24 protein-coding genes and 1 pseudogene are annotated in these 26,797 nt (G+C 41.4%); 2 read left to right on the top strand and 23 right to left on the bottom strand.

The window, feature by feature from the left end; genetic code table 11:
* Window position 1 precedes the first annotated feature (1 nt).
* The 3 genes from ACIQYG_RS19900 to ACIQYG_RS19890 form a co-directional block, all read right to left on the bottom strand.
* Entirely contained in the window at window positions 2-1,105 is a 1,104-nt protein-coding gene (locus ACIQYG_RS19900; protein ID WP_402841427.1) for a DgaE family pyridoxal phosphate-dependent ammonia lyase, read from the bottom strand.
* Entirely contained in the window at window positions 1,083-2,186 is a 1,104-nt protein-coding gene (locus ACIQYG_RS19895; protein ID WP_402841425.1) for an amidohydrolase/deacetylase family metallohydrolase, read from the bottom strand. Before ACIQYG_RS19895 ends, ACIQYG_RS19900 begins: the two co-directional genes overlap by 23 nt.
* Before the next feature lie 432 nt (window positions 2,187-2,618).
* Window positions 2,619-3,065, bottom strand: a complete 447-nt coding sequence (locus ACIQYG_RS19890) for a MarR family winged helix-turn-helix transcriptional regulator (protein WP_402841423.1) — start codon at window positions 3,063-3,065, stop codon at window positions 2,619-2,621.
* A gap of 121 nt (window positions 3,066-3,186) precedes the next feature.
* Here ACIQYG_RS19890 and ACIQYG_RS19885 point away from each other — a divergent pair, with 121 nt between their 5' ends.
* The gene (locus ACIQYG_RS19885) at window positions 3,187-4,374 is read left to right on the top strand and encodes an MFS transporter (protein ID WP_402841420.1); all 1,188 of its coding nucleotides are present in this window, start codon (window positions 3,187-3,189) and stop codon (window positions 4,372-4,374) included.
* Between the two features lie 15 nt (window positions 4,375-4,389).
* Here ACIQYG_RS19885 and ACIQYG_RS19880 read toward each other — a convergent pair whose 3' ends face one another.
* The 4 genes from ACIQYG_RS19880 to nagE form a co-directional block, all read right to left on the bottom strand.
* Window positions 4,390-4,584 (bottom strand): hypothetical protein, encoded by a 195-nt coding sequence (locus ACIQYG_RS19880; protein ID WP_402841418.1) that lies wholly within the window; start codon window positions 4,582-4,584, stop codon window positions 4,390-4,392.
* A gap of 128 nt (window positions 4,585-4,712) precedes the next feature.
* The gene (locus ACIQYG_RS19875; RefSeq protein ID WP_402841415.1) at window positions 4,713-5,756 is read right to left on the bottom strand and encodes an oxidoreductase; all 1,044 of its coding nucleotides are present in this window, start codon (window positions 5,754-5,756) and stop codon (window positions 4,713-4,715) included.
* Window positions 5,757-5,799: 43 nt separating this feature from the next.
* Window positions 5,800-6,228: a DUF1801 domain-containing protein gene (locus ACIQYG_RS19870; RefSeq protein ID WP_402841413.1), complete on the bottom strand. Its 429-nt coding sequence runs from the start codon at window positions 6,226-6,228 to the stop codon at window positions 5,800-5,802.
* Window positions 6,229-6,598: 370 nt separating this feature from the next.
* Window positions 6,599-8,074: an N-acetylglucosamine-specific PTS transporter subunit IIBC gene (gene nagE / locus ACIQYG_RS19865; protein ID WP_402841410.1), complete on the bottom strand. Its 1,476-nt coding sequence runs from the start codon at window positions 8,072-8,074 to the stop codon at window positions 6,599-6,601.
* Window positions 8,075-8,543: 469 nt separating this feature from the next.
* On the opposite strand from nagE, the pseudogene ACIQYG_RS19860 reads away from it, so the two are divergent.
* A pseudogene (locus tag ACIQYG_RS19860) lies at window positions 8,544-8,870 on the top strand (transposase); the annotation flags it as partial.
* 62 nt (window positions 8,871-8,932) lie between these two features.
* Here the strand turns inward: ACIQYG_RS19860 and ACIQYG_RS19855 are convergent.
* The 16 genes from ACIQYG_RS19855 to ACIQYG_RS19780 all read right to left on the bottom strand — a co-directional run bounded on the left by ACIQYG_RS19855 (window position 8,933) and on the right by ACIQYG_RS19780 (window position 26,794).
* Window positions 8,933-10,171 carry an exo-beta-N-acetylmuramidase NamZ family protein gene (locus ACIQYG_RS19855; RefSeq protein ID WP_402841407.1) on the bottom strand — a complete coding sequence of 413 codons (1,239 nt, stop codon included), beginning with the start codon at window positions 10,169-10,171 and terminating at the stop codon, window positions 8,933-8,935.
* Between the two features lie 13 nt (window positions 10,172-10,184).
* A complete protein-coding gene (locus ACIQYG_RS19850) occupies window positions 10,185-12,119 on the bottom strand; it encodes a glycoside hydrolase family 3 protein (protein WP_402841404.1) in 1,935 nt (644 codons plus the stop codon).
* 208 nt (window positions 12,120-12,327) lie between these two features.
* Entirely contained in the window at window positions 12,328-13,338 is a 1,011-nt protein-coding gene (locus tag ACIQYG_RS19845; protein ID WP_402841401.1) for a MupG family TIM beta-alpha barrel fold protein, read from the bottom strand.
* On the bottom strand, window positions 13,335-14,705 hold the full coding sequence (locus tag ACIQYG_RS19840; protein WP_402841399.1) for a PTS transporter subunit EIIC: 1,371 nt from the start codon (window positions 14,703-14,705) through the stop codon (window positions 13,335-13,337). The genes ACIQYG_RS19845 and ACIQYG_RS19840 overlap by 4 nt, the downstream gene beginning before the upstream one ends.
* A 32-nt stretch (window positions 14,706-14,737) precedes the next feature.
* Entirely contained in the window at window positions 14,738-15,595 is an 858-nt protein-coding gene (locus ACIQYG_RS19835; RefSeq protein ID WP_402841395.1) for a MurR/RpiR family transcriptional regulator, read from the bottom strand.
* Window positions 15,596-15,605: 10 nt separating this feature from the next.
* A complete protein-coding gene (gene murQ, locus ACIQYG_RS19830) occupies window positions 15,606-16,514 on the bottom strand; it encodes an N-acetylmuramic acid 6-phosphate etherase (protein ID WP_402841631.1) in 909 nt (302 codons plus the stop codon).
* A 262-nt stretch (window positions 16,515-16,776) separates the two neighbouring features.
* On the bottom strand, window positions 16,777-17,958 hold the full coding sequence (locus ACIQYG_RS19825) for an ABC transporter substrate-binding protein (RefSeq protein ID WP_402841393.1): 1,182 nt from the start codon (window positions 17,956-17,958) through the stop codon (window positions 16,777-16,779).
* A gap of 21 nt (window positions 17,959-17,979) precedes the next feature.
* A complete protein-coding gene (locus tag ACIQYG_RS19820) occupies window positions 17,980-18,687 on the bottom strand; it encodes an ABC transporter ATP-binding protein (RefSeq protein WP_402841391.1) in 708 nt (235 codons plus the stop codon).
* Entirely contained in the window at window positions 18,680-19,450 is a 771-nt protein-coding gene (locus tag ACIQYG_RS19815; protein ID WP_402841388.1) for an ABC transporter ATP-binding protein, read from the bottom strand. The genes ACIQYG_RS19820 and ACIQYG_RS19815 overlap by 8 nt, the downstream gene beginning before the upstream one ends.
* Window positions 19,447-20,442, bottom strand: a complete 996-nt coding sequence (locus ACIQYG_RS19810; protein WP_402841385.1) for a branched-chain amino acid ABC transporter permease — start codon at window positions 20,440-20,442, stop codon at window positions 19,447-19,449. The genes ACIQYG_RS19815 and ACIQYG_RS19810 overlap by 4 nt, the downstream gene beginning before the upstream one ends.
* Before the next feature lies 1 nt (window position 20,443).
* On the bottom strand, window positions 20,444-21,307 hold the full coding sequence (locus ACIQYG_RS19805; protein WP_402841382.1) for a branched-chain amino acid ABC transporter permease: 864 nt from the start codon (window positions 21,305-21,307) through the stop codon (window positions 20,444-20,446).
* Between the two features lie 830 nt (window positions 21,308-22,137).
* A complete protein-coding gene (locus ACIQYG_RS19800; RefSeq protein WP_402841379.1) occupies window positions 22,138-23,835 on the bottom strand; it encodes a sigma-54 interaction domain-containing protein in 1,698 nt (565 codons plus the stop codon).
* A 129-nt stretch (window positions 23,836-23,964) separates the two neighbouring features.
* A complete protein-coding gene (locus ACIQYG_RS19795; protein WP_402841376.1) occupies window positions 23,965-24,366 on the bottom strand; it encodes a MaoC/PaaZ C-terminal domain-containing protein in 402 nt (133 codons plus the stop codon).
* The gene (locus tag ACIQYG_RS19790; RefSeq protein ID WP_402841373.1) at window positions 24,363-24,815 is read right to left on the bottom strand and encodes a MaoC family dehydratase N-terminal domain-containing protein; all 453 of its coding nucleotides are present in this window, start codon (window positions 24,813-24,815) and stop codon (window positions 24,363-24,365) included. Before ACIQYG_RS19790 ends, ACIQYG_RS19795 begins: the two co-directional genes overlap by 4 nt.
* A gap of 18 nt (window positions 24,816-24,833) precedes the next feature.
* Window positions 24,834-25,598: an SDR family oxidoreductase gene (locus ACIQYG_RS19785; RefSeq protein WP_402841371.1), complete on the bottom strand. Its 765-nt coding sequence runs from the start codon at window positions 25,596-25,598 to the stop codon at window positions 24,834-24,836.
* Between the two features lie 20 nt (window positions 25,599-25,618).
* Entirely contained in the window at window positions 25,619-26,794 is a 1,176-nt protein-coding gene (locus tag ACIQYG_RS19780) for an acyl-CoA dehydrogenase family protein (RefSeq protein ID WP_402841368.1), read from the bottom strand.
* Between the last annotated feature and the right edge of the window lie 3 nt (window positions 26,795-26,797).

The raw sequence follows: 26,797 nt of genomic DNA, 5'->3' as shown, positions 1-26,797 counted from the left end.
TTTATTTTCCTCCTAATATGGTTCTTAATTGTGCTTCAATGACATTTATATCATCACCTTGCAATGGACGCGGATCTATATCGAAAAAGCCTTGCCGTATCCCATAATCTCGTGTATAAATGGCGATATCCCCATTTCTGAGCTGCTCGTTCACTTCTTTCGCCGTCGTTTCCGTTATCAAGGGATCAATGGAAATACGGGCTCTATATATGGCACGGCCGGCTTCATCCTGAACTATCGTTACTTTTACGCCATCAATGGAGTCAAGTGATGTGAGAACTTGTAAACTGGCTCTTTCTTTTTCGCTATTATCGTTCTTGACAAAATACTCATCCAATGCCTGAAGCAGCCCAAAGGTCGTTTCCTTTCCAACCTTCATGCTCCTTCCGATACAGTGCAATTGAACCTTTACCCATTCGATATATTTTTTTCTGCCAGCAACGATACCGGATGTGGGTCCTTCAATGGCTTTCGATCCACTATAAATCGCCAGGTCGGAGAATTGTACGTATTTTTCCAAATCCTCCTCTGCTGCTGCATCGACAATCAGAGGGATATTATTCGTTTTGGCCACTTCCCATGCTTCTTCGACCGATATCATATTTTTCTGTACAGCATGATGCGATTTCACATATAAAATAGCTGAAGTATTTTCATTTATGGCATCCGCAATATGTTCTGCTTTCCCTTCATTTGCATACCCAACTTCAACCAATTTTCCGCCGCCAAGGAAAATCATGGTTTCAACCGGTGCACCATACTGAACGTTATGGCCTTTCAGCATGATGATTTCATTCTTTTGAATAAGATCTTGATGAAGCCTTTCGCTTTTCCTTCTGTTTCCTTCAGTAACGATCGCCGCTACTGAAAGCGCAATTCCGCTTGATGCTGAATTTACGACCACCGCAGCTTCAGAATGAAGCATATTCGCTATATGCTGGCCTGACTTATCGACTAAATCAGAAATTTCCACATAATTTTGCCCACCCTTTTTCATTGCGTCCATCACTGTGTCAGTTGGGGCAGAGACCCCCAATATGCTCATTCTTCCGCTTGCGTTGATGACTCTTTTCAAACCGTACTTAGCATTCAATGAATTCTCCATTTATAACCACTCCTTTTACAACAACTCTTTTTTCTGCCATCCTTTTTTCTCCTTCGGAATCCAATAAAAGGGTTGGCTCATTCTCGATCGAGAATAAGGTCAAGTTCGCAATATCCCCAGCTGAAATCCTGCCAAGCTCTGGTTTATTCAACCAAGCTGCTGCATTGACCGTTACGGCATCTATTACTTCTTTTAATGGATAACCGAGGTACAAAAATTTTGTAAGCACATTTGCCATATTAAAAACTGGCCCATTCTCTCTGTTTTTCCGATATATATCCGTACTGATCGTATTGAAGCCGATTCCCCGCTTTTTCGCCATTTCTGCAGTTTTAAAAGAAAAGCTTGCCGTTCCATGGCCTACATCCAAATGAACACCACGTTCAATCGCCTTACTCAACTCAGGCAGCGGCTCTTCTCTTTCATCAAATAAATTATTCGCTTTACCATTTAAAAAATGAGTAATAATGTCCTTTTCCTTAAGTAATTCAAGGACTTCCTTAATATCAGGCGGCCCTGAACCGATATGAACCATTAATGGTAAACCAGTTTCAGCCGAGAACTTCCTAGCTATTTTTAATGGCTCGACACCATTTGGACCAACCACACTTTTACTTATTCTAGCTTTAAGTCCAACGACAAAATCCCCGTACTTGGAAAATGCCTTCATTAATTCTCCTTCGTCCAGCCATGAAATATCCGATAACTCATCAATCCTTTTCAATCCAATCCGCGAAATATTCAGAAAGGCGAAAACATTCGTTTTGGAATTTTCACAACTTTTAACCAGATCAGTTATCCTATCTGCACCCGTGCTTCCCGCATCAATGACCGTAGTCACGCCAGTTTTATATCCAATCTCATCAACCTCATCACCATAAGGATCGAATTCCGGGAAAGCATGTACATGCATATCAATCCATCCGCTCGAAACAAAAACTTTTTGATCATAATCTATTACCTTATCTCCAGTTGCAGTTCCTGCTAGTGCGATTTCTTTAATCATCCCATTTTCCAGTATGATATCCGCTGCTTTTCCCTCTAACATCTTTACATTCTTCAGAACTAACGTATCTGTCATTTCCCTCATCCTTTTCAGTACATCCTATCGATTGCAAGTACTTTGTATACGATTACACTGAATTGTGTAAGAATTCATTACATTTCTCTTTACAAAAATAGATTATCATATTTTGTCGAACTAATCAATATAACGTTATAATGTTTAAATTAAATTTACAGAATTTTTATAAGATCAACGCTTATTTTTCTATGTGTTTCTTAGTTTCTTCATATAATATGATCTCATTAGTTTTTTTCATTTTTTCGTGCTATTCATAAAAAAGCGGGAGGAAAACAGATTGTTTTCCTCCCGCCTTTTATTTTTTTACGATTTGTTACAAATAACCAATACTGTAAGAACCTACTCTAATTATCCGGAAATATTTTAAAGAAAAACTAACTCTAATTCAGACTGTAGACAAACTCATGGAAACTGTACACGTCAGGAAGACTATCTTTTATTCTCTATGCATGACGACAGATGTTCGTTAAGTTTCCCAACAATTTGTTTGAGCTGTTCCGTTTCCTCTTCATTTAGGACGCTATAAAAATCACGAAAGATTTTGGTAAAACACTTATTGATGGAATGATAGGTATTCCTTCCACTTTCGGTGGTTTGGATAAAAACGACCCGCCGATCATCCTCACTGTGTACCCTCTCAATCAACTTCTTCCGTTCCAGCCGATCAATTAGTGCAGTTCCTGCTGCTGGTTTAATTTTCAAATAATTGGAAACATCTTTAACAGCTATGGATTCATTCAAGACTATTAATTGCAATGCGCGATACTGTACAGAAGTTAAATCATATACAACCAATATCGGTTCCGCCAATTCCTGTGATAGGCTGCTAAGTTCCCTGATCTCTAGATGTAAATTATACAATTCACTTGAATGCATGTTTGACAATCCTTTCTTATTGACACTATCTATCTAAAACTATAACATAATTAACGTATCAAAAAATTAACCATGCGAATTAAATTGGTTATTGATTTTTAAAGAGAGAGAGAGGCTATCCATGTCAGCAGAACAACGCAAAAAGATCATTATCCTCATGATCAATATGTTTATAGCAATAGGAAGTTTCGGTATCATCATTCCCATTTTACCAGCATACCTGGCATCCATTAATCAAGGCGGAACCGCCGCTGGTCTAATGATTGCCATTTTCGCAGGTGCACAACTTATCTTTTCGCCAATTGCCGGAAAATGGACTGACCAATTTGGGCGCAGAAAAATGATTATTTATGGATTGGTCGGTTTGACATTATCCATGTTTATTTTTTATGCAGTCAATTCCATTTGGTTATTATATGCTTCACGGATCATTGGCGGAATCGGGGCAGCTTTGCTTATACCCGCAATTTTTGCTTATGTAGCCGATATCACCACATTCGATCAACGCGCTAAAGGCAATAGTTTAGTATCTGCCGCCATGTCCCTGGGAATTGTAGTCGGTCCAGGAATTGGAGGTTTTTTAGCTGACTTTGGCTTGAAGTTTCCCTTTTTGATTTCTGCGCTGGTATCCCTATCAGCAGTGGTATTTTCGATTTTTGTTTTAAAAGAAAGCGAAACGGCACAGGTTACTCAATCCATGGATGCAAAAACTGAAACGATGGTTCGGAAGATTGCTTTATCCGTGAAAAAGCCCTATTTCATTCCACTCATCATTACTCTTGTAATGAGCTTTGGCTTAATGGCGTATGAATCTGTAATTGGTCTTTATCTTGATAATCAATTCAATTCAAGTCCAAAGGACATCGCCGTCATGGTTACAGCGACCGGTATCGTCAGTGTAATTGTTCAATTATTTGTCGTCGACCGGATCGTACAGCGTTTCGGGGAAGTGAATGTGCTGAATATCTTTATCAGTGTTGCAGCCATCGGTTTCCTCCTATCACTTTTTGCTTCAAGTTACCTGATTTTCTTTTTAATATCACTTATCATCTTCCTTTCCACTTCCATCTTACGTCCAGTTCTTAACACACTGATTTCCAAGATGGCAGGGAATGAGCAAGGCTTTGCAATGGGTATGAATAATGCGTATATGAGCATCGGAAATGTGCTCGGACCTACACTTGCCGGAATGATGTATGATGTCCACATTACCTATCCGTTCATGTTGGGCCTGATCCTCTTATTCATTACTTTAATGATTACTATGGCTTGGCAAAAGCGATCTCTTCATGCAAAGGCATTATCTTAGAGCTTAAAAGGCATTTCAAATTGGATACATTAACGAAACCCCCGAATAGCGGCCGCTACTCGGGGGTTTCGTTATGATTTTTATATCCATACTTCTTGTAATCGAAACCCTCCAAAACAGTTTAATAACGAGTAACGCTTCCAACTCTCGGATATTCACTCCCATTTCATGTGGAAACTGCTCATAATTTTGCATAACATTCGAGTTCACGAGTATTTGCTCCATTTTTTCATTAAGCTGAAGCTTTTTATTTTTGACAAATAAAAAGCGGCCTTATTTTTGAAAATAAGGCCGCTTATCATTCAGTTTTCTCATTTCATATTGTTATAAAGGGAATTTCATTTAATATAAATGGCTTTCTTTCCTTTACTGCTTTCAAAAGCCGCATCAATGATTTTAATGACTGATAACCCCTCTTGGGCAGTGACTGGAGCTTTTTTTCCGCTCAATATACTATCGGCAATTGCCTGGTAATATGTTAAATAAGAACCATTCAGTGTTTCAATGGTTTCATGTATCTCATTTTCTCCTTCAACCGTAACCAGCTTACCATAGAATTCGGGATCATCTGCACCCCAAGTGTCATCCACCGGTTTTTTCCCCTTAGCCAGTGCCTCCTCTTGGCAGTCAAGACCGTACTTGATAAATGACCCTTTACTTCCATGCACCTGATAGCGCGGTCCATTATACGGAACGATAGAGCCTGAATGCAAGATAACCCTCAGCTTTTCATATCCTAATATCACATGGAAATAATCATCCGTTTCTGCATTTTCTTTTTGGGAAAATACATCTGCCCAAACGAATTGCGGCAATCCAAACAAATGCAGTGCTTGATCGATGAGATGTGATCCTAAATCATAAAGCATTCCTGATCCCGGGCCCGGTTTTTCCCTCCATCTATCCCTGACCACAGGCCGGTATCGATCATAATGGACTTGGTATGTATTGATTTCCCCAAGCACTCCATCATCCATAAGTTTTTTGACGGTCAAAAAGTCATTATCCCATCTCCGGTTATGATAGACGCTTAATAAGAGATTCTTTTCTTCTGCAATCTTGATGAGCTCCTCCGCCTCCCAAACTTCCACTACCATCGGCTTTTCGAGGATGACATGCTTCCCGGCCAACAAGCTTTGCTTGGCCATTTCATAATGCAAGCCACTCGGTGTCGTAATAACAGCCAAATCAATGGACGGGTCTTCAAGGACTTCCTCCAAGCTGCTTACCACTTCTACATCTTTCAAATCTTTTTGGACTTTTTCCTTATTGGAGCTGACAACTTTCGCTATTTGAAACTGCCCTAAAACACTAAGTAATGGCGCATGAAAAGTAGCTCCTGACAATCCGTACCCAACTATGCCCACTTTAATTTTCCCCATTTGTTCCCACTCGCTTTCTTGTTCCTCTTAAACATACATTTTATTATATTTCATTATCCGGGTATGTATCTCTCAAAAACTTGACAGACTGATTAATCAACTCTTTCAATACATTAATATCGATATCTGCCACTTTATTGATGTACACACACGCTTTTCCGGAAGTGTGTTTTCCAAATGCCTGTAATAATTCTTCCCTTTTTTTGTCCCCTGGAGCAAAATATAAACTGATTTTTGCTTTTCGAGGCGAGAAACCTACCAGAGGAGCATCGCCTTCGTGACCTGATTCATATTTATAATGATAAGTACCGAACCCAATTATGCTCGGTCCCCACATCTTAGCCTCATAACCTGTCGTTTCGGTAAAAATATCCAACAATTCATATGCATCTTCACGCTTTTTTGGATTATCGACATTTTCAATGAACTCAATGACACTACTGTCAGTTTCTTTGGTTTTTTGCTTATACATGACCGGAACCTCCCCTGTATTAAAAATGCAAAAGAAAATCCTTGCTCAAAACTTAGTACATTATATGAATAGTGTTATTAGATTGACGTATATGTATACAGCCTTCATCACCGATGAAACCCTGACCACCAACGATTATCAGACAAGCTTCTTTACACTAATTCTCTATACTCCATGGCAAATCCTTCATTCAATACCTTTATATATTATAGAACATTGATTCGTTTTATTCTATTTTAAGAGCATAGTTTATAAAGATAAGACTTTTTCGCGTTTTATAACGGTACTTTATCATAAAAATCTACGATCAGAAAATATAATTCAGATCGTAGATTTTTTAATTAAAAGGCAAAATGCAGTTTAACCATTTCTATTGCCGCCTGATCTTTTCGATTTCATCAGCTATGAATTGTACCTGTGTCCCTACGATGACTTGAATGCTTTGGGGACCCACAATATTGATTCCGGCAACCCCTGTTGATTTGATTTTATTCTGATCGACAGCTCCCATATTCTCCACCTCTACCCTTAATCGGGTAACGCAGTTATCTACAGATGTTACGTTAGCGTCTCCGCCTAATCCCTCATAAATGGCGGAGGCCATTACAAAGAATTTACTCTCATTATTCCCGCCTTGACGGTTGTCTGCTTCCGCAATCGCTCCTCCTCCATCAAGCTCATCTTCTGTATCATCTTCTCTGCCGGGAGTCATTAAATTGAACCTTGTTATCAAGAATCGGAATAAGAAATAGTAGATGACAGCAAAAACCAGCCCTTGAAGAAGCAGCATATAAGGTTCATTTGCCATTGGCAATCTTGAACTTAATACAAAGTCAATGAATCCTGCACTAAAACCGAACCCAGCTGTCCATTGGAAAGTCGCAGCAATAGCCAACGATATTCCTGTTAGTAAGGCATGCACAACAAATAGGGCTGGTGCAACAAACATGAAAGCAAATTCCAACGGTTCAGTGACGCCTGTGAAAAATGAAGCGAATCCGGCTGCGAGCATTAATGAGGCCACTTGTTTTTTCTTCCGTGATTTTGCCGAATGGTACATGGCAAGAGCCGCTGCCGGTAAACCGAACATCATGACGGGAAAGAATCCGGCTTGATACATGCCTGTCGTTCCTTTTATTCCTGTTCCAGCCCAGAATTTACCGATATCGTTAAGTCCTATTACATCGAACCAGAATACGGAGTTTAACGCATGATGTAAACCTGTCGGTATCAAAAGCCGATTGAAGAATCCATAGAGTCCTGCTCCAGCAGCACCTAATTCACTTATTCCTTCCCCAAATATAACTAACCAGGAGTAGATGAGTGGCCATACGAAGAATAATATAAGAGAAACCAGTAACATGGCCACCGCAGTAAGGATCGGGACTAGGCGTTTACCGCTAAAGAAAGCGAATGCATCCGGCAGTTCTACCTTACTGAACCGATTATACATTGCTGCCGCTATAAGACCCGAGAGGATTCCGACATATGCATTTTCTATTTTCACAAATGCTGGATTTACATCTTTTGCATCAATTCCTTGCAGCATCGCCACCGAGTCCGTGGAAAGTAAAGTCGTTACGACTAGATAGGCTACCAGCCCGCTCAAAGCGGCGGCTCCATCTTTTCCTTTCGACATCCCCAACGCCACTCCAACGGCAAACAAGATGGCCATATTGTCAATGATCGAAGAACCTGCTTTTATTAAGAAAGCCGCTAACGGACTTCCCGCTCCCCATCCTGCTGGGTCTATCCAGTAACCGATCCCCATTAAAATGGCGGCTGCCGGCAAGACGGCTACTGGCAGCATCAAGGAACGCCCTATTTTTTGAAGATATTTTTTCATTCCGCTTTCCTCCTGACAATTACTGATTTAGGGCAAACCCCATATTCTATTAGACAACGGTTCCTTCCATTTTAGAACTTCATTTCATTTATAAATTTGGCTATTTTCAGGAATAAAGTCTTAGCGATTTACTCCTCCTTCGAAAAATCATAAAAAAAAGAAAAGTCCAACCGGACTTTTCTTTTCAGACTGTAGACAAACTCGATGAAAATCGAGTTTGTCTACAGTTTTTTTGGGCTTGTACAAATTTTGACGTTGATTTCCACTTCAGGCACTCGCTTTCCGCGGGCGGTCCGGGAGCCTCCTCGGCGCACTTGCGCCTGTGGGGTCTCCCTTGGACTCGCTATTCCCGCAGGAGTCTCGCACCTTCCGTTCCAATCAACTATGTTTAAAATTTCAGATAGAACTCCTTTTTGCCTACAGTCTTTTTTGTTTTAAAATAGAACTATTAAAACTTGTGGTGATGAAGATGCTTTCGAAACATAATTCTAATCAGCGAGATCAACTTGAAATAATTACTTTAGATCAACTGGTGCCGGCGAATCATTTGGTTCGTAAAATGGAGGCTTCCATTGACTTCACTTTCATTTATGACTTGGTGATAGATATGTATTCAGAGGTAGGACGCCCAAGTATTGATCCAGTTATCTTAGTTAAACTGACATTCATTCAATATACCTTCGGTATTCGTTCCATGCGTAAAATGATTGAAGAAGTTGAAACAAATATGGCTTACCGTTGGTTCTTAGGCTATGGTTTCCATGATAAAGTACCTCATTTCTCGGAATTTTTTAAATTCCGAACCCCTTTTGTCTACAAACTGAAAAGAAAAGTCCAACCGGACTTTTCTTTTTTCACTTATTTATAGAGCAAGTAATTTTTGCGAACCTTTTTAAAAGCATCTTGCTTTACTTGATATTCTTTCATGATTTCATTTACTGATGAACCATCTTCAATTCTTGACATTACCCAGCCATTGCCAATCAATAAATTGAAATTGTTGGCTGCAAGGAATTCGAAATCACCAGGATATAGATCCTGAATGGTCTTGATGATGTGAAGTCCAGTAGGTACAGCCTTGAATTCCTCCCTATCCGTTATATAAATTTCCACACCGTGGCTGAGTTTACCTGCATGCTTTGAAAATGTAGGTGTAAAGGAGGCTGCCCTGAATTTTACGCCAGGTAACCTTAATGCATTTAATTTCCCAGCAAGCTCATCACTGTTTATATAAGGAGCACCAATCAACTCGAATGGTTTAGTCGTTCCTCTGCCTTCCGAGACATTCGTTCCCTCGATCAAGCCTGTAGCCGGATATACGAAAGTAGTGGAAACTGCGGGCATATTCGGTGACGGCAAGACAAAAGGGAGACCAGTATCATCATAGTCCATATCTCGCTTCCAGCCTTTCATCTTGATGACCTTTAGATCTGCACCAATATTAAATTCTTTATTGAACAAAGTCGCGAGTTCCCCAACTGTCATCCCATGCTTTAGCGGTATTGGGTACAAACCGACAAACGATGAGAATTCAGGTTCAAGTACCGGCCCATCTACCGACTCCCCGCCCTGTGGGTTCGGCCGGTCCAGCACGATAAAGGGGATATCATTTTCTTTGGCTGCTTCCATTGCATATGCCATCGTGTAAATATAAGTGTAATAGCGTGTTCCGACATCCTGGATATCAAAAACAAGGACCTCGACATCCTTTAACATTTCAGGCGTCGGTTTTTTCGTTTTGCCATATAAGCTATATACGGGCAACCCTGTTTTTTCATCAATATAATATTCAACGCTTGCACCAGCTTGTGCATCCCCACGCACTCCATGTTCAGGACCAAATAACGCTGTCAAATTAATATCCGGATCATCATTAAGGAGATCGACGATGCTGGTTAGTTTAGAATCGATGCCAGTTGGATTCGTAATCAAGCCGACTTTCTTTCCGCTTAAAACGTTCTTTTCTTCTTCTAAAAGAACTTCAATACCGGGACTGACCTTTTGTTTTTTCTTCTCTTTAACAGCTGTTACACTTTTTGAGGAAACGATGCCGATAGTCAACAGGCACATGGTAAATAGGATTATCATTCTTTTCAAATTGCTTCTCTCCCTATTTTTTAATGGGTCTTCCAGATTTAATATCTAATCCATATCCAAATTCATAAAGGCTTTCATTGGGCTTAGTTACTGATGGTATATCTACCGGCAACGTGCCTTTAGGTTTTGATTTTCCAAAAATGGTCGAGATGCCGGCCGGGATATTCGGTTGTCTATAACGCCCATTCGAATAACCCTTGAACCCGTAAACAGCAAGAACCGCTTTCGCTTCTTCAAAGTTTGCAACATCATAAGGGTTTCTTAAACTCATTAAAACAAATTCTTTATCTTTCTTCTTAGCATGATTCATGACCGCCCTAGGGAAGGCGGTTGCCCACTTCGACGAATCCTGAATGCTATCATCTATCACTCCATCATTGACAGCCGGATCGTTTTTGACGATATAGGAACCAGTTATGACAAAGTCCGATTCATCAATGAGTCTGGCCACTTGATCTGTAAATGACTTTCCTGAAAAACTCATACCCGTTATCTGGACTTTCTTTATTTTCTTTTTATCAGCTAATTCGCTGATGCTCCTGGACATGGATTCAACTTGGTCATCAAAAGGAGCAAGAATTAAAACTTTATCATTTTTCTTAGGTTTGAAAGGCAATGTTTTGTTTTCATTTTTCAATAGAGTGATGGCATCTTCCGCCATTTTCCTTTCTTTTTTCAAATGATCTTCATTCCCTACCACTTGAAGTGCGGTTTCGACTTTTTTATCTATCGGGGTATTATCAGGGTTTAATATCCCTCTTTTCACTTTCAGTTCCAGTATCCTCGTTACAGATTGATTGACTTGCCCTAGGGGAATTTCCCCGCTTGCCACTGCTGCCTTCACTGCATTGAATACAGAAGTTAGATTCTTTTCCATTTGAAGCGAATTAACCTGTGCCGGCATCAATGCAATATCAACTCCAGACTTCAGGGCAAGGATAACAGCTTCTTCCTGTCCGAAGTTGTCCGCGATGGCTTTCATATTTAAAGCATCTGTAACCACAACACCGCCAAAACCCATTTCTTCACGTAGTAGACCCGTGATGACCTTATGTGATAACGTTGCAGGAACCATGATTTCTTGACCATCTTTTTTACTGATATACGTAGTGTCATCGAATGCAGGAAATTGAACATGTGCAGTCATCATCATATCAACTCCAGCATCGACGGCCCTTTGGAAAGGAACCAACTCGATGGAGCGCAAGCGTTCTTTATCATGAGAAACAAGGGGGAGACCATAATGACTATCGACTGCTGTATCTCCGTGACCAGGGAAATGCTTGGTAGTTGCTATCATGTTCTGATTTTGCAATCCTTTTATCGTCTGAATGCCAAGCTTTGATACAAGTTCCGGATCAGAACTGAAGGAACGAACGCCAATAACAGGATTTCCAGGATTATTATTGACATCGACAGAAGGCCCGAAATTGACATTTATGCCAAGTGACGACAGTTCCTTGCCAATGATTTCTCCAGATTGATAAGCGTAACTTTCTTTTCTGGCTGCACCAAGTGCCATATTACCAGGAAGGTTCGTACCAGTTTGAAGTCGAGTTACGATTCCCCCTTCCTGATCAATCGTTATGAACAGCGGTAGGTCCTGGCTTGCCATCTGCAAACCATCTGTGAGCCGAACCGTTTGTTCAGTATCGACTACATTTTCAGCAAACAGAATCACACCGCCTAGATGATATTTTTTGATGATGCTTGCAACTTCTGAGTTCATTTCAATAAACCCCGTCGCCTTCACCTCTCCTTGTTTTTGCCAATTACGAAAATCCGGCATGAGCATTTGACCGACTTTTTCATCGACTGTCATGTTTTCTACGACTTCCTGAATATCCGATTCCGTTTTTTCAGATCCTTTTGCTGTCTCATTCCCTCCCATAATGGATAAAACCAAGAATAATGCGATTCCGGCTGGGGCACATATCCTTTTTATCATTTAGGCTTCCTCCCTTGTATACTTTTCAGTTCTGTTAGCAGCAAATTCCATATAACCCTATGAAGGGTAAAAACGAATGGAAATGAACTATATAGATCCTATAAAGAAATCAAGGCAGCATTGGGAATCCCAGCAGCCGCCTCTTTTAACAAGCCTTCATGAAATGTATCCGGTTAACCCTGTATAATTGATTCATGGAGCTCAATGGTCACACAATTATAAGTTTTATCGTTTGACCAGGCTTTAGAAGGGCCAGCAAGGGAATATCTTCTTCTATAACTCTTCCAATAACGTTGACTCGGTGGTTTGCCCCCAGGTCTCTCTTGCAAATTTGAACCTCTCCCCGATATCTTCCATAACCATCATTGTCCATCGTTATGGATCCAAGGCTTCGTGCAACTGTATTAAACGGCTCAACATTTGCGGTGACCCGGGTATTCTGCATCCGGAATACATCTTGAGAAACATCAGGCCTTAATTTATACTGACCGCTTTGCAAAAGTCGGGATTCCGCTCTAACAGTTAGAATATTTAGATTTTTATATGCAGTCAGATTCTCAAGCAGGTCATTCTCCGTTCCTTGATCTCCAACGTAAACTCCTTCCACATGCTGAATCAGCTCAATTCCGGCGGCGTAAGGATTCATCAACCTGTGTTTTTCAAGCGTTGGAAGACCCTCATGAAGAGGACCGCGTTTACTTCCTGCACCCGGGATGAAAGCAAAGATCGGTATGCCGTATTTCTTGAACATTCGATTTTGTTCATGAAAGAACTCTTCTTCAAGTCCCGTTTCAGGCCTTGGATAAAAGTTGTGCCAAGCTATCAGACTTTCCGGTTCCACACCGCCCCCAAGCACCGCTAAAAGTTCATCTTCATTCAACGTACTTGCATTCAGTGAGAGTGAAAACACCTTAGATAAGGATATGACCGTTTCTTTATCAAACCCATCATCAAGGCGAATCCCCTTAATACCTAATGGCCATAAATCCTTAAATTTGCTAATCCCCAAATGATCGAGCGTGTTTAATGAGACATCTGCATGGATTTCCATCCCATAGGCCTCAGCAAGCTTTAAAAGCCTGATCATCCTCTTCAGGAGGTCCCCCTTTTCTTCAGGAATATGGAGCGAAGTAAATGCTCTCTTCACTCCAAGGTCAGCAGCATGTATGATTTGTGTTTCTGCATGGGGGTCCTGTAGATAAAAAGAAATTCCGATCACTTAAATTCAACCGCCATTTCATCTTTAAATCCGAACAGATACGTAAAAATAAATCCTGCTATATAGGAAATGAACAATCCAGCAAGGAACAGGGCGATTTGGTTTGGATGAACTAAAAAGGTAAGCGGCAGTCCGGAAACACCGATGGACGACGTTGCGATTCCGAATTGAGCTTGGAATGCTCCGCCTACTCCTGCACCTAAACATGCAGTTAAGAAGGGCCGGCCCAATGGCAGGGTCACTCCAAATATAAGGGGTTCACCGATACCTAGCATCCCTGAAGGAAGCCCCCCTCCGATAGCTCTCTTCAAACTTGCTTTCTTCGTTTTCATATAGATGGCAAATGCCGCTCCCACTTGGCCCGCGCCACCCATCGCCAAAATGGGAAGAAGTGGATCATCACCAATCGAATTTATCAATTCCAGATGGACAGGCGTTAAACCTTGATGTAAACCAGTAATGACGAGAGGGAGGAAGGCCGCCCCAAGCACGAATCCAGCTATAACACCGCCGAAATCCAAAACATTCAATAACCCTGTCGTAATGGCATCCGATAAAAACCCTCCTACCGGCATAAATACAATGTAAGTGACGATCCCGGTAATGAGTAAAGCGATGGTTGGCGTCAAAATGATATCCAGTGATTGGGGAATGAATTTCCTGACCTGTTTTTCCACCAAGGCTATGAAAATAGCTGCAAAGAGTACTCCTATTAACCCACCGCGGCCAGGAAGCAAATTTTCACCGAACAATGAAATGTCGCCGACGGCCGGGTTTATGACCAAGATACCTGCAAGGGCACCAAGTGCTGGAGATCCACCGTATTCTTTTGCAGCATTGGTCCCGACCAAAATCCCCAAGTAGGCAAACAGGCCGGATCCGATAACGGTTAAAATGATGGCTAATTGTGATTCTGCTGCAAGCCAGCCCGCTTGAACGATTGCCTTTGTAATACCGGTGATCAAACCTGATGCCACTAAGGCGGGAATTAAAGGGATGAAAATACTTGCAATCCTGCGTAAAAAAAGTTTAAACGGTTTTGCGTTTTTCCTATCGATCTCTGATTTATTCTTCGAGGCCACTTCTTTTAAGTTCAAATCTCCAGAAGCTTCCTCCAGAAGCTTTTCAAATTCTGTATGAACCTTGTTCACCACGCCTGGCCCGAGGACGATTTGTATCGTTTCCTCTTCAATGACGCCAAAAACCCCTTCCGTATTTTTTATATCTTCCATTTTTACTTTCGAACGATCGATTGGCAGTACCCTTAGTCTGGTCATACAATGTGCAGCATCGGCAACATTAGAAGCCCCACCTAATTTCCCCAATAACTCTTCGGCTAAACTGGCGTACTTATCCCCCTTACCCATTCATAAGCCCCCTTTGTCAAATCTCGGATTAATCATTTATATCGATCTGTCATCGATTTAATGGCAGACCTGGTGTTATCAATATATTGGACAGTTTCTTCATACTGCTCTGAAGCCATCCCCAAAAATAAAATGTCAATCATATATAATTGCGCCAATCGTGAGGATGTCGCTGCACTTCGAAATGGTGCTTCATTCGAATAGGACGTAAACAATGTGGCATCACACAAAGAAGATACCGTTGTTTGGCCATAATGAGTCAGCCCGATTGTCTTGACCCCACGTTCTTTTGCCAGCTTCAATATATTGACAACTTCAGGTGTTTCCCCTGAGAATGAAATGGCAAAAACGATGTCATTCTCATCAGCATTTGCAATCAGGGTTGCAACTAAATGCATATCTGTAAAAGCCGTCGCTCCTTTATTGATACGAAGTAATTTTTGCTGAGCGTCAGCAGCAACGATATTCGAAGCACCCACACCGCAAAAGTGGACGGTTTTTGCATTCAGCATCAGCGTTATGGCATGTTTTAGATTATCATGATCGATTATTTCAGATGTGTCCCGGATGGTCTGAATTGAATTACTCGTTGTTTTCTCCACAATCCGATACAGTGATTCGGAAGGCTCGATATCCCGGTAACCCTGTTCAACGGTCTTCATCAAATCTCCAGCAATCCTTATTTTCAGATCTTGAAATCCTTTTATGCCAAGCGACTTACACAATCTAATAACTGCAGCCCCGCTTGATTGGGCAGACGTGCTTAATTCCTGTACAGTGCTGTTCACAACTTCATGAGGATTCTTTAGAATATATTCTGCTAGTTTTTGTTCAGATTGCGGCAACTTGCTCAACATCGTCTGTATGATGGATAATCCTCCTGTAGCCATTGCTTCCCTCCTAATCTTCATAGATAGAGATGGCTTTTCTGACATCCCCATCCGCATTTTCCAGTAACTCCATTGCTTTTTCATAATCTGTTGCCGTTTTTATCATGACAATCGCTGGTTTAACTTGATTATCTGCCTTTTCAAGCGTATTCAAAGCTTGATCATAGTCAGCATTCGTTACAGTTTCTATGATGCTTATTGCACGGTCCTTCAGTTTTTGATTACTGACATTTACATCAACCATCAGATTTTCATAGACTTTTCCCAACCGAATCATGGTTGCAGTTGAAATCATATTGAGTACCATTTTATGTGCGGTTGCCGCTTTCATTCTCGTCGATCCTGTTAACACTTCCGGTCCGACCACCACTTCAATCCCTATATCAGCTTCTTTCGTGATGCTCGCGTTCTTATTGCATGATAAAGCCACCGCTTTAGCCCCAACTTTTTTTGCATAGCGTAAAGCGCCCCTCACATAAGGTGTGCGGCCGCTTGCCGCGATGCCAATAACCGTATCATTTGCTGTAAGAGCGACGTCAATCAGATCACATTCCCCAAACTCTTCCTTATCCTCTGCTCCTTCAACAGCCCGAACAAACGCCTTTTCCCCTCCTGCGATTATTCCCAGCACCCTATCAGGTGGTGTGCTGAAAGTCGGGGGACATTCCACGGCATCCAGCACACCGAGTCTTCCGCTCGTGCCTGCCCCGATGTATATGAGTCTCCCTCCTTTTTTTAACGATTCGCAAGCCCATTCAACTACCGTTTCAACCTCTGGCAAAACCTCCTGAACCGCTGCTGCCACTTTAAAATCTTCTTTATTGATTGCAGAAATGATTTCCATCGTATTTACACTGTCGATATTCAGCGTCTTTTCGTTACGTAATTCAGTCGTTAATGAACGCAAATGTTCTTCCATAGACAATTAAATCCTCCTATAAACAATCACTTAAATATAATTTCATTTTTTAATAGAAAATAATGAAATTATATTTCATATTATATTCAATGTTAGCGTTTTCATTACTTAGATACAAGATATTTTTGAGAATTTTGCCCCCAGGATTTTTTTCAACAATAAAAAACGTGTACCGTCACCTATGATTAGGAACGATACACGCACAAATAATATAACAAAATTCTAAACTAGTATACTACAACTGCCCCGATCCCTTTACCAGTTAACGGATAGGGACTACTTTCCCGTTCTCTACTGCACCGACCACAATAGTTGATGCAAATCCTCCATTTTCATCGATCGTAGGAATATCATATATTTTTTGATCTGGCCCTATATTTAAAAGTCCGTCTTGCATATGTTTACGGATGGCCTTGGCATCATCAACGCTGCCTGCAGATTTCATCGCTTCCACAAAAGCATACATGGCGATATAATTCAAACCAACTTCGGAGCTTGGATCTTCTTTATAATTCTTTTGATATTTCTCGACGAAAGCAGGCACTGCTTCTTCATCTGAGTCCATCAGTGGCAGAACGCCAATCGAGCCTTCCAATGTTTCATATGAACCTGCAATCGGCTTCATTTGATCCAGCTTTGCTTGATCCATGATGATGAAACCGCCTTTAAATCCCAGCTCCCGAGCTTGCTTCGCCACTTTTGCCGTAGGTTCCGAAGCTCCACCGATAAATAGCACATCAGGATCTTTTTTCAAGGCATTTGTGACAATCGTAAAGAAATCGGTTTCTTTGGCGAAATCAATCGAGGAATTATAAACGACTTTTCCGCCTTGCTTTTCCCAATGTGGGAGCACGGCTTCCGTCCAATCTTTACCGTATTGCGAAGATGTTGGCAAAGCGGCAATCTTCTTGCCGAAATGTTCCATTGCATATGTTGTAAAAGGTTCGATGTACCCCTCGTAATTCGGTGGAATTCGAACAGTTAATGAATTTCCGCTCTCGGTCACTGCCGGTTCACTCGTATATGCACCAATGATGAATTCCTCTTGTTCATTAAAAACCTGAAGTGCCAGCACACCTCCGCTATGAGGCGTGAAAATGATCGGCGTATCATATTCCTGAATTAAACGTTTAGCATTCGACCCTGTTTCATTAGGTAAGTATTTATCGTCCAACGATACTAAATTCAGCGTGTATTTCTTACCATCTACTTCAAACCCGCCAGCATCATTAATTTCATTGACGGCCATTTCAACACCATTCAATGTTCGTTTCCCATATAACGCTGCTGCCCCGCTTAAAGGACCGCTAAAACCGATGTTAACGACATTTTCACCTTTTCCTTTACTGCCACTGCTGGACACAGGGCTATCCCCTTTATTGCACCCGGTCAAAACAGTGATGGTTAGCAGGAGAAAGACAAATAATACTTTCAGTTTCTTCATAAAAATCCCCCATTCAATTTTTCAGGCCCCAATATACGCTTTCCTTACTTCATCATTGGCTAATAACTCACTTGCTGTCCCTTGGACGACAATTTCCCCATTTTCAAAAACATATCCTTTATCCGCAATGCTGAGGGCAGCATTCGCGTTTTGTTCAGCAAGCAAGATCGTGATTCCTTCGCGGTTTATTTCTTCAATGACTTGAAACATTTGTTCGACTATGAGTGGAGCGAGTCCCACCGATGGCTCATCAAGCATCAACAATTTCGGTTTCGACATCAAAGCCCTTCCAATTGCCAGCATTTGCTGTTGGCCCCCGCTCAGGCTTCCCGCTTCATCATGATGCTTTTCTTTTAAAATCGGGAATAAATGATAGACGTATTCCAGAGAATCCTTGATCTCCGCTTTTTTCTTTCGATGCACATAGGCACCCATCCTCAGATTTTCCTGTACGGTCATCTGCGGAAACAGTTTACGTCCTTCGGCACACTGAACTATCCCCTCCCGAACATTCTTATCCGGGGCACGGCCCCCTATGGGCATGCCCAGAAAATGAATTTCCCCCTTGGACAGCTTACTGATTCCGCTTATGGAACGAAAAGTCGTGCTTTTTCCTGCCCCATTTGCTCCTAACAAAACAACGATCTCTCCCTCGGCAACTTCGATATTCACCTGTTTTATCGCAGTGAAGCTCCCATAATTCACGGCGACATCTGTTAACTTAAGCACTGGCACTACCTCCCAAATAGGCTTTAATAACCGCTTCATTTCGGCGGATTTCCTTAGGTGTGCCCTCGGCAATTTTTTCACCGTAATTAAGGACCATGATGTGATCGGCCAAGTTCATGATCATATGCATTTTGTGCTCAATTAAACAAATGGTCAGTCCTGATCGATTCAAATTTTTAATAAGTTCCGTCAAGCCCTCCGTTTCATCCGGGTTGATTCCCGCAGCAGGTTCATCAAGAAAAATGATTTCCGGTTCCGTCGCAAGGGCAAGGGCAATAGCTGTCCGTTTCTTTTCCTCCTGCGAGATGCTCGAGACTATTCTGTCAGCCGATTCCGTCAATCCGACAATTTCAAGCACCTCCATAGCCTTATCCCTGCAAGCCGCTTCCTCCCGTTTTAAACGTTTTGTTCTTAGAATGGCATCAACTAAATTGGATTTTGTTCGCAGTCTATGACCGACAATGACATTATCCAACACGGTCGATTGATCGAAAAGGCTTGTCGTTTGAAAGGTTCTTGAAATTCCGAGCCCTGCTATTTCATTGGCAGGAAGTTTGGTGATATCAATCCCTTTAAAAAGGACTGTCCCGGAAGTTGGACGATGAAAGCCACTGATCAAGTTAAAAAAAGTGGATTTTCCTGCACCATTTGGTCCGATTATTGCATTGATTCTACCTTTTTCCATTGAAAAATCAACATTATTCACGGCCGCCAGTCCTCCGAACCGCTTTGTCAAATTCTTAGTTTCGATTAGCAAATTCATCCCTCCTCAGCTTTTATGTGCAATTCGCCCCTTACCCCGGACAGCGTATTATCTTTTCGCTTTCTTTGCCTATCAAAGAAGGCTCCTGCTATTCCGCGCGGATAAAAGATAATGATCACCGTAAGCAATGGTCCGAATATCAACATTCGATATTCTTGAAGGAATTGCAGATTCTGCGAAAGGATTACTAACAATAATGTTCCTACCAATGGACCTGAAAGTGTCCCGATTCCACCAACCAATAAATACATCAAAAGATCGAACATTATGGCCGTTGATCCGATATCAGGTCCAATGAAACGAATGAACGAAGCGTACAAGGCACCTGCCAAACCTGCAAAGAATGTGGATAGGACAAATGCGGTTAACTTATTCTTCATTGTGGATATACCAATCGTTTGTGCAAGGTCCTCGCTGTTCCTGATGGCCATATACGTTCTGCCGGTCAACGAGCGTATAATCCGATAAACGATTAAAATCACTGCAAGCATGAAAATGAGAACTAGATAATATTGGGATGCTGCAGTATCGAATGTGATCGGCCCTATATTCCCAGGAGCAGGGATCCCGATCAATCCCCTAACCCCCTCTGTAAGTCCCTCCCATTTATCGATGACCAGATATATGATGTAACCCACACATAGGGTATAAATCGCGAAAAAGTGTTCCTTTGTCCTCAGCGCGATCAAACCGATTAAAAACCCCAGTGCACATGTGATTAAACATGCACATACAAGCGCCAGCCAAAAGTTCATTCCCGCTTTTACCGTCAGCAGGCCTAGAGAATATGCTCCAATCGCAAAAAACCCAGCATGTGCAAGCGAGAGATATCCAGTATAACCTGATAATAAATTGATACCATAAACAGCTATCGCCCAGATGAACGAAAGTGTCAGCATATGGAGATAATAGTCGTTTTGCGCAATAAAGGGGAATGAAAAAGCAAAGATGATAAGAGCGATAATCCCATTTCTTTTCGTTAATATCTTCACACTACCTCTCCCCCTTTGCAAAAAGGCCTGTTGGTTTCACCGTTAATATGATGACTAAAAGTATGAATGCGATGATGTCTTTATAGTCATTTGAAATATAAGTTGCACCCAGGCTTTCACTGAAACCTAGGATATATCCGCCGACGATCGCCCCCGGGATGCTCCCCATCCCACCCAATATGATAATGACGAAGGCTTTTAGGATGACTAAATGACCCATGCCGGGAAAAACAAGGTTAATCGGTGATGCAAGGGATGAAGCGATGGCTGCTAATCCACCCGATATCATGAAGGTAAGCATCGCGACCTTATTAATGTTGATTCCCACTAATGACGCCCCTTCACGGCTTTGGGACATTGCAATTATCGTCGAACCGGTATAAGTTTTCTTTAGGAAAAGGTAAAGTAAAACCATCACTGCGATAGCTGACACGATGATCAATAATCGCTGAAGTGTGAAGGTCAGTCCCAGGATATTGACGACTTGACTGTATGGAGAAGTCATAGTATGGAAGTCGGCACCCCAGACAAATTGGGCAAAAGCTTCAAGAAAAAGGAGAATGCCGATTGCTGCAATCTTATCGTGCAATGGAGGTGCCTGCCTTAACAGGCGGAACACGAAACGTTCCAAAAGGACTCCCAACGAACCAACGACGATAATGGATACGAACATGGCAATCCAGTAATTGACCCCATATAATGTCATCATTGACAACGTGATATATCCCCCCAACATATATAGGGCACCGTGGGCGAAGTTCGGGATATGCAAAATTCCATATACTAGCGTCAATCCCAGTGCAACAAGACTATATACGCTGCCAATCGTCAAACCATTAAAAAGCTGCTGGATCAAAATTTCCATTTAACCCCTCCTTGGTAATTATTGAATTTCACTTTACTGTTCATTCCCTGACTCATAATCCTGTCCATATTTGAAAATGCAAAGAAACACTCTTTTACTTATTTCCCCACATGCTCAACCTATCCGGAAGGGAAAGTAATTCAGTCGATCAATTAAATAGGAACTGTTTGTTTTATGTCCCTTTTTTCCCCGCCACAGATATAGCTTAAATGTAGCGGAAAAAAAGCACCTGATCGGTTGTTAGCGCTTTCATTTCTTATGACCCTTATTTCAAAACATGCACCTAACGTTGTAACTCCTCATTCTTCATGCCTAATGATTCCACTTTCTCATTAATAACGGTTGCCCGATGATATCGTATGGATCGTTCACCCCTTCCACACCTCTAAAGGACTAATACGTAGATTAATTTCCTGTTAATAAATGCAAGTGCCGTGCCAAACATTAAATCACCGTCAATAAGACATTCACCAGTCTGTGAATTCATTATTGAATTGTAAAAAATCAAAAGTATCGGTTCCATACGGGATGTCCTTCATTCACTATTGACTGAAAAAATCATTTCTGAATCAATAAAAGAATTAAATGAAGACATAACATGAAAAGGATTCAAAAATACCTTTCACAACCTAAATCATTTCACGAAATTACTGGTTAAAATGCACAAATAAACAACCTCAAAACCAATAATTCACTAAAAACACATTAAAAATTAGGTAATAAAGCTATCCCCCAAAAAAACTCGTAAATATCATTAGGAACTTTAGTCAAAAAAATAGCACCTCCATTGGTGGATAAAGTCCACCAATGGAGGTGCTGTTCATACTTACCTACTCTTTTCCAATGACCTTTAATCGATATTTTTTAAGTTTCCTCACAATTGTTGCCTGACTGGAATCAAGGGCTTCTGCAATTTCATATGTAGTTTGGTAGGTTTGAGCAGCTTTCGCCAAGATTTCCTTTTCAGCTCTTTCCACCGCTTGCTTTAAAGTTAAGGTAGCATTGAGGTTCGGCTGATTCCGATTTTCCGGCTGATATTCTTCCGGAAGGTCGTTAATAGATAATATTTGATTATCCGTCAGCACGACGAGCCTTTCCACTATATTAATCAATTCACGGACATTTCCTGGCCAATCATGTTGATAAAAATATTCCTTCAACCGCGAATCTATCTCTTTTGAGAATTTATATTGTTCGTTTGCTTTTGTTAAAAACAAGTCAATCAATGCCAAGATGTCCTCTCTTCTTTCCCTTAGAGGAGGAATCGTAATCGGAATGACATTCAGCCTATAAAAGAGGTCTTCACGAAAATCACCAGATTTGACCATTTCCGATAGATTTCGGTTCGTGGCTGCTATTATGCGAACATCGATTTTCTTTGGTTTTGTACCTCCGATTCTTTGAATCTCCCTTTCCTGAAGAGCCCGAAGCAGCTTCACTTGAAGTTGAAGGGGAAGCTCACCGACTTCATCCAGGAATAAGATCCCACTCTCTGCCAGCTCAAACATCCCTGGTTTTCCTTTTTGATTGGCTCCGGTAAATGCCCCTCCTTCATATCCAAAGAGCTCGGATTCCAATAAATCAGCGGGAATTGCCCCACAATTTATTTTGATGAAGTCTCCTTTTTTAGATCGGATGCTCCGATTATAAATATTGCGGGCAAGGACATCCTTTCCAACACCCGTTTCTCCCAGAATGAGTACTGTCGCATCAATGTCCGATATTCTTTCTGCTATCTCATAAATCATTTTCATTTTATCACTGACAAATACGACTCCATCTTTGCTTGTTATCTTCCGCAGTTTCTCAATTTCCTGCTTATATTGATTATTCAGTTCATTAACTTTCGTCAACTCATGCATCAGTTCATTTAAATCAGATAAATCCCTTATATTCGTAACGACTTGCTCTATTTCGCCTTCTTCATTAAAAACGGGACTTCCTGTAATCAATGTTTCCTTTCCCGCAAAATTATCCTGTACGACTGATACCGTTCGCCTCAGCTTCACTACCTTATGAGTCACCGACGCATTCAGTATGCCGCGTTTAATCAATTGGTCCACCGATTTGCCTATATAATACTCTTTTGGTATGCCAGTGATCCGTTCAATTGCCGAATTGGTATAAAGTGTGATTCCATCTTGATCGGTGATGTATATTCCATCATAGGAATTTTCGATTATTGCATCCAGTGCGCGATTCAATTTATCCGTTTCATGAGCATCAATCAACAAATCGTCCAAAAATTCTGTTTCACTGCCTATATAAAGAGTATTGTCAGCATCCATTTGTTTCATTAATAAAAATAAATACCGTTTATCATGCAGCCTTGCAGCTGCAAGCCTTTTATTATCTAGAAATTGCCACTCATCGAATTTTTCGGTTAGTGTATTATTACCATCCTGACTTAACAATTGATTAAAATAGTTTCCCCAATCCTTTATCCGATTTGCAGAATCCACGACCAGTGCAGGAAAGGTCCACTCTTTGAGTAAATTAATCTGAGAATCCTGTTTCACTTGATTCATTACTATTCACCGCCGCAAAAAGAATTCTTTTTAAGTACAATTCTGGATAATTTTCGAAACTCCTTTAAAATTGTCGAATTTCGCTCCCAAAAAAAGTAGTGATGAAATAATTTTCATCACTACTTTCCCTCAGTAAGTCTTAAAAATAACCTCTCCACTGATCGCTTCCTTACCTGACTGGTTAGTGGCCGCTACGTTAAAAAAATATCTATTCCCATTTTTTTCTTTAAGATCCGCTTGAAGAGTTATGACATCATTTAAGAAAACCATGCCTTTGAAACGAATCTTGTATTCTTCGATAAACCCAATTTCATAAAGATTACTGAAAAGCTTTGCGAGGTTTCCCATCGTCCACATACCATGTGCGATGATACCTGGAAGACTAGCATTTTTTGCTTCCTCATCAATCGTATGAATGGGATTGAAATCACCTGATGCGCCGGCATATTTAATGAGGTCCAGTCGCGTTACAGGTGCAAGTTCGATTGAATGTAACGAGTCACCAATATGAAGTTCGGTTAATGTCGTCACTTACTCATCACCATCCTTCTGATCGTTTCATTTAAAATGACAAGCTGTTCAGCAGTGAAGACAATTTCCCCATTTGCATCCGTACCATAATTTTTAAAGGCTAGAAATCCCATTTCCCCTTGTTTCCCTTTTTTCTCGTAGTAGTCTTTCACTTCCGTATAACAGGTGATTTCTTCCCCTACTTTCAGTGGCCTGTTATAGCGATATATCTGCTCACCGTGAATCAAGCCTTTATTCGGGAGATTTAAGCTTTCAATCTTCCCGAAATCAAAGACCCTTGGGAAAGTTGGTGGAGCGATATTCGTTCCGTACCTTGATTGCCTGCCTGTTTCTTCATCAATGAAAATCGGGTGGGGATCACCAATCGATAATGCGAATTTTTTAACGGCTCCCCGTTCAACTATATTTTTAACGGGGTTGGATCGTTTTCCAATACTTTCGTTGAACATAACATCCCGCCTTTTCCCTTAATTTTTTGGACCGCCCGCAACATATAAAACCTGCCCGCTAATGAATGAGGATGCCTCATCGGCAAAGAATGCAACAGCATGAGCAATATCACTTGGCAAACCGCTTCTGGCAACCGGAATACTGTTTGCCCTATCCTGGACGAATTGTTCAAAACTCACTCCCACCCGCCTAGCTGTTTCTTTCGTCATTTCGGTTTCGATAAAACCTGGTGCGACCGAATTAGCCGTTATCCCATATTTTCCAAGTTCAATCGCCAGTGTTTTTGTTAACCCCTGTAGCCCGGCTTTAGCGGCTGAATAATTAGCCTGCCCGCGGTTCCCGAGGGCCGAAGTGGATGAAATATTGATGATTCTTCCGTATTTATTTGCAACCATATGTTTCTGGGCGGCACGCACCGCATTGAAAGTACCTTTTAAGTGCACATCCATTACCGTCTGCCAATCTGAATCGGTCATTTTAAAAAGTAGATTATCCCGGATGACCCCAGCATTATTCACGAGAATATCAAGCGATCCGAATGTGTCGGCAATTTCTTTTATCGATGCTTCCACCTCTTCCGAATTGACCACGTTGGCCACTTTAGTAAAAATGGTATAACCCTTATCCCTTAATTCATTTCCTGTTGCTGTCAAAACCTCTTCATTGATATCGATAATCGCTACGTTTGCGCCTTCACTGGCAAATAGTTCGACGATCGCCCGGCCAATCCCTCTGCTTCCACCTGTAACTAAAGCCGTTTTCCCTGAAAATCTCCCTGTCATAATCGTTTCCTCCTAATCTATTATAAGAATTGTCCTAATTTAACATGGCCCTTGATCAAATTTCGGGAAATGATCATACGCTGTATTTCATCCGTACCATCATAAATCCTCCAAAGCCTGGCCTCGCGGTACCAACGTTCGATGGGAAGCTCCTTCGTATAGCCCATGCCACCATGTATCTGCAATACTCGATCCACGACGCGATTCCCCATATTGGCTCCATAGAGTTTAGCCATTGAAGCTAAATGGCGGTTGTCTTCTCCATTATCAAGTGTAAAAGCCGCATTCAATACAAGCCATCTTGCAGCTTCAATCTCTACAGCGGAATCAGCTATCTGCCATTGAATGGCCTGGCGCTCAGCTATCGGTTTACCGAACGTGACTCGTTCTTTAGCGTATTCTATAGCCATTTGCAGCAATCTTTCTGCAGAACCGACAGCGCGTGCGCCCACGATCCATCTTGCAAACCCAATCCATTCCAAGCCTAGTTTATAACCGCCATGCTCTTCCCCTAAGATGTTTTCTTCGGGTACCCTGACATTATCAAAAACTAAACCGGCCGGTCCCCATTCTCCCATCGTATTGATATACTCTGATCTCCAGCCCATATCACGGTCTACAATGAAACAGGTTACCCCTTCCGTTCCGGTTGCTTGATGACGTTCTTTGTCTGTTACAGCAATGACCATGACGAAATCGGCATCATTTCCTCCGGTAATGAAAGTTTTTTCACCGTTCAGCACCCATTCGTTCCCTTCTTTTACCGCCGTCATTTTAATATTTCTCGTATCGGACCCAGCTCCCGGCTCCGTCATGGCAAAACAGGACTTTTTCTCACCATTAATCGTAGGGATCAGATATTTCTGTTTCTGTTCTTCATTTGCATAATAAAGTATGTTATCAGCCGAACCTCCAAAACTGAATGGTACAAACGTTTTTGATACTTCCATCAAGACAATTGCCATCATGAGCTGCCCTAAGTCAGCCCCGCCAAATTCCTCCGGGGTATTGATGCCCCAAAACCCAGCTTTTTTTGCTTTTTCCTGTAAATCTTTCAATGTCCCCTCTGGCAAACTGGGTTTTCCAGCCATTTCGTTGCGAAGCACTTCATTTTCCAATGGAATCAATTCATTTTCCACGAACTTGCGTATTGTTTTTTGTACCATTTTTTGTTCATCTGATAGTCGTAAATCCATTTT

The sequence above is a fragment of the Peribacillus sp. NPDC096622 genome (assembly GCF_044762665.1).
Lineage (GTDB): Bacteria > Bacillota > Bacilli > Bacillales > DSM-1321 > Peribacillus > Peribacillus frigoritolerans_B.
This window is presented reverse-complemented; position numbering and strand designations above follow the sequence as displayed.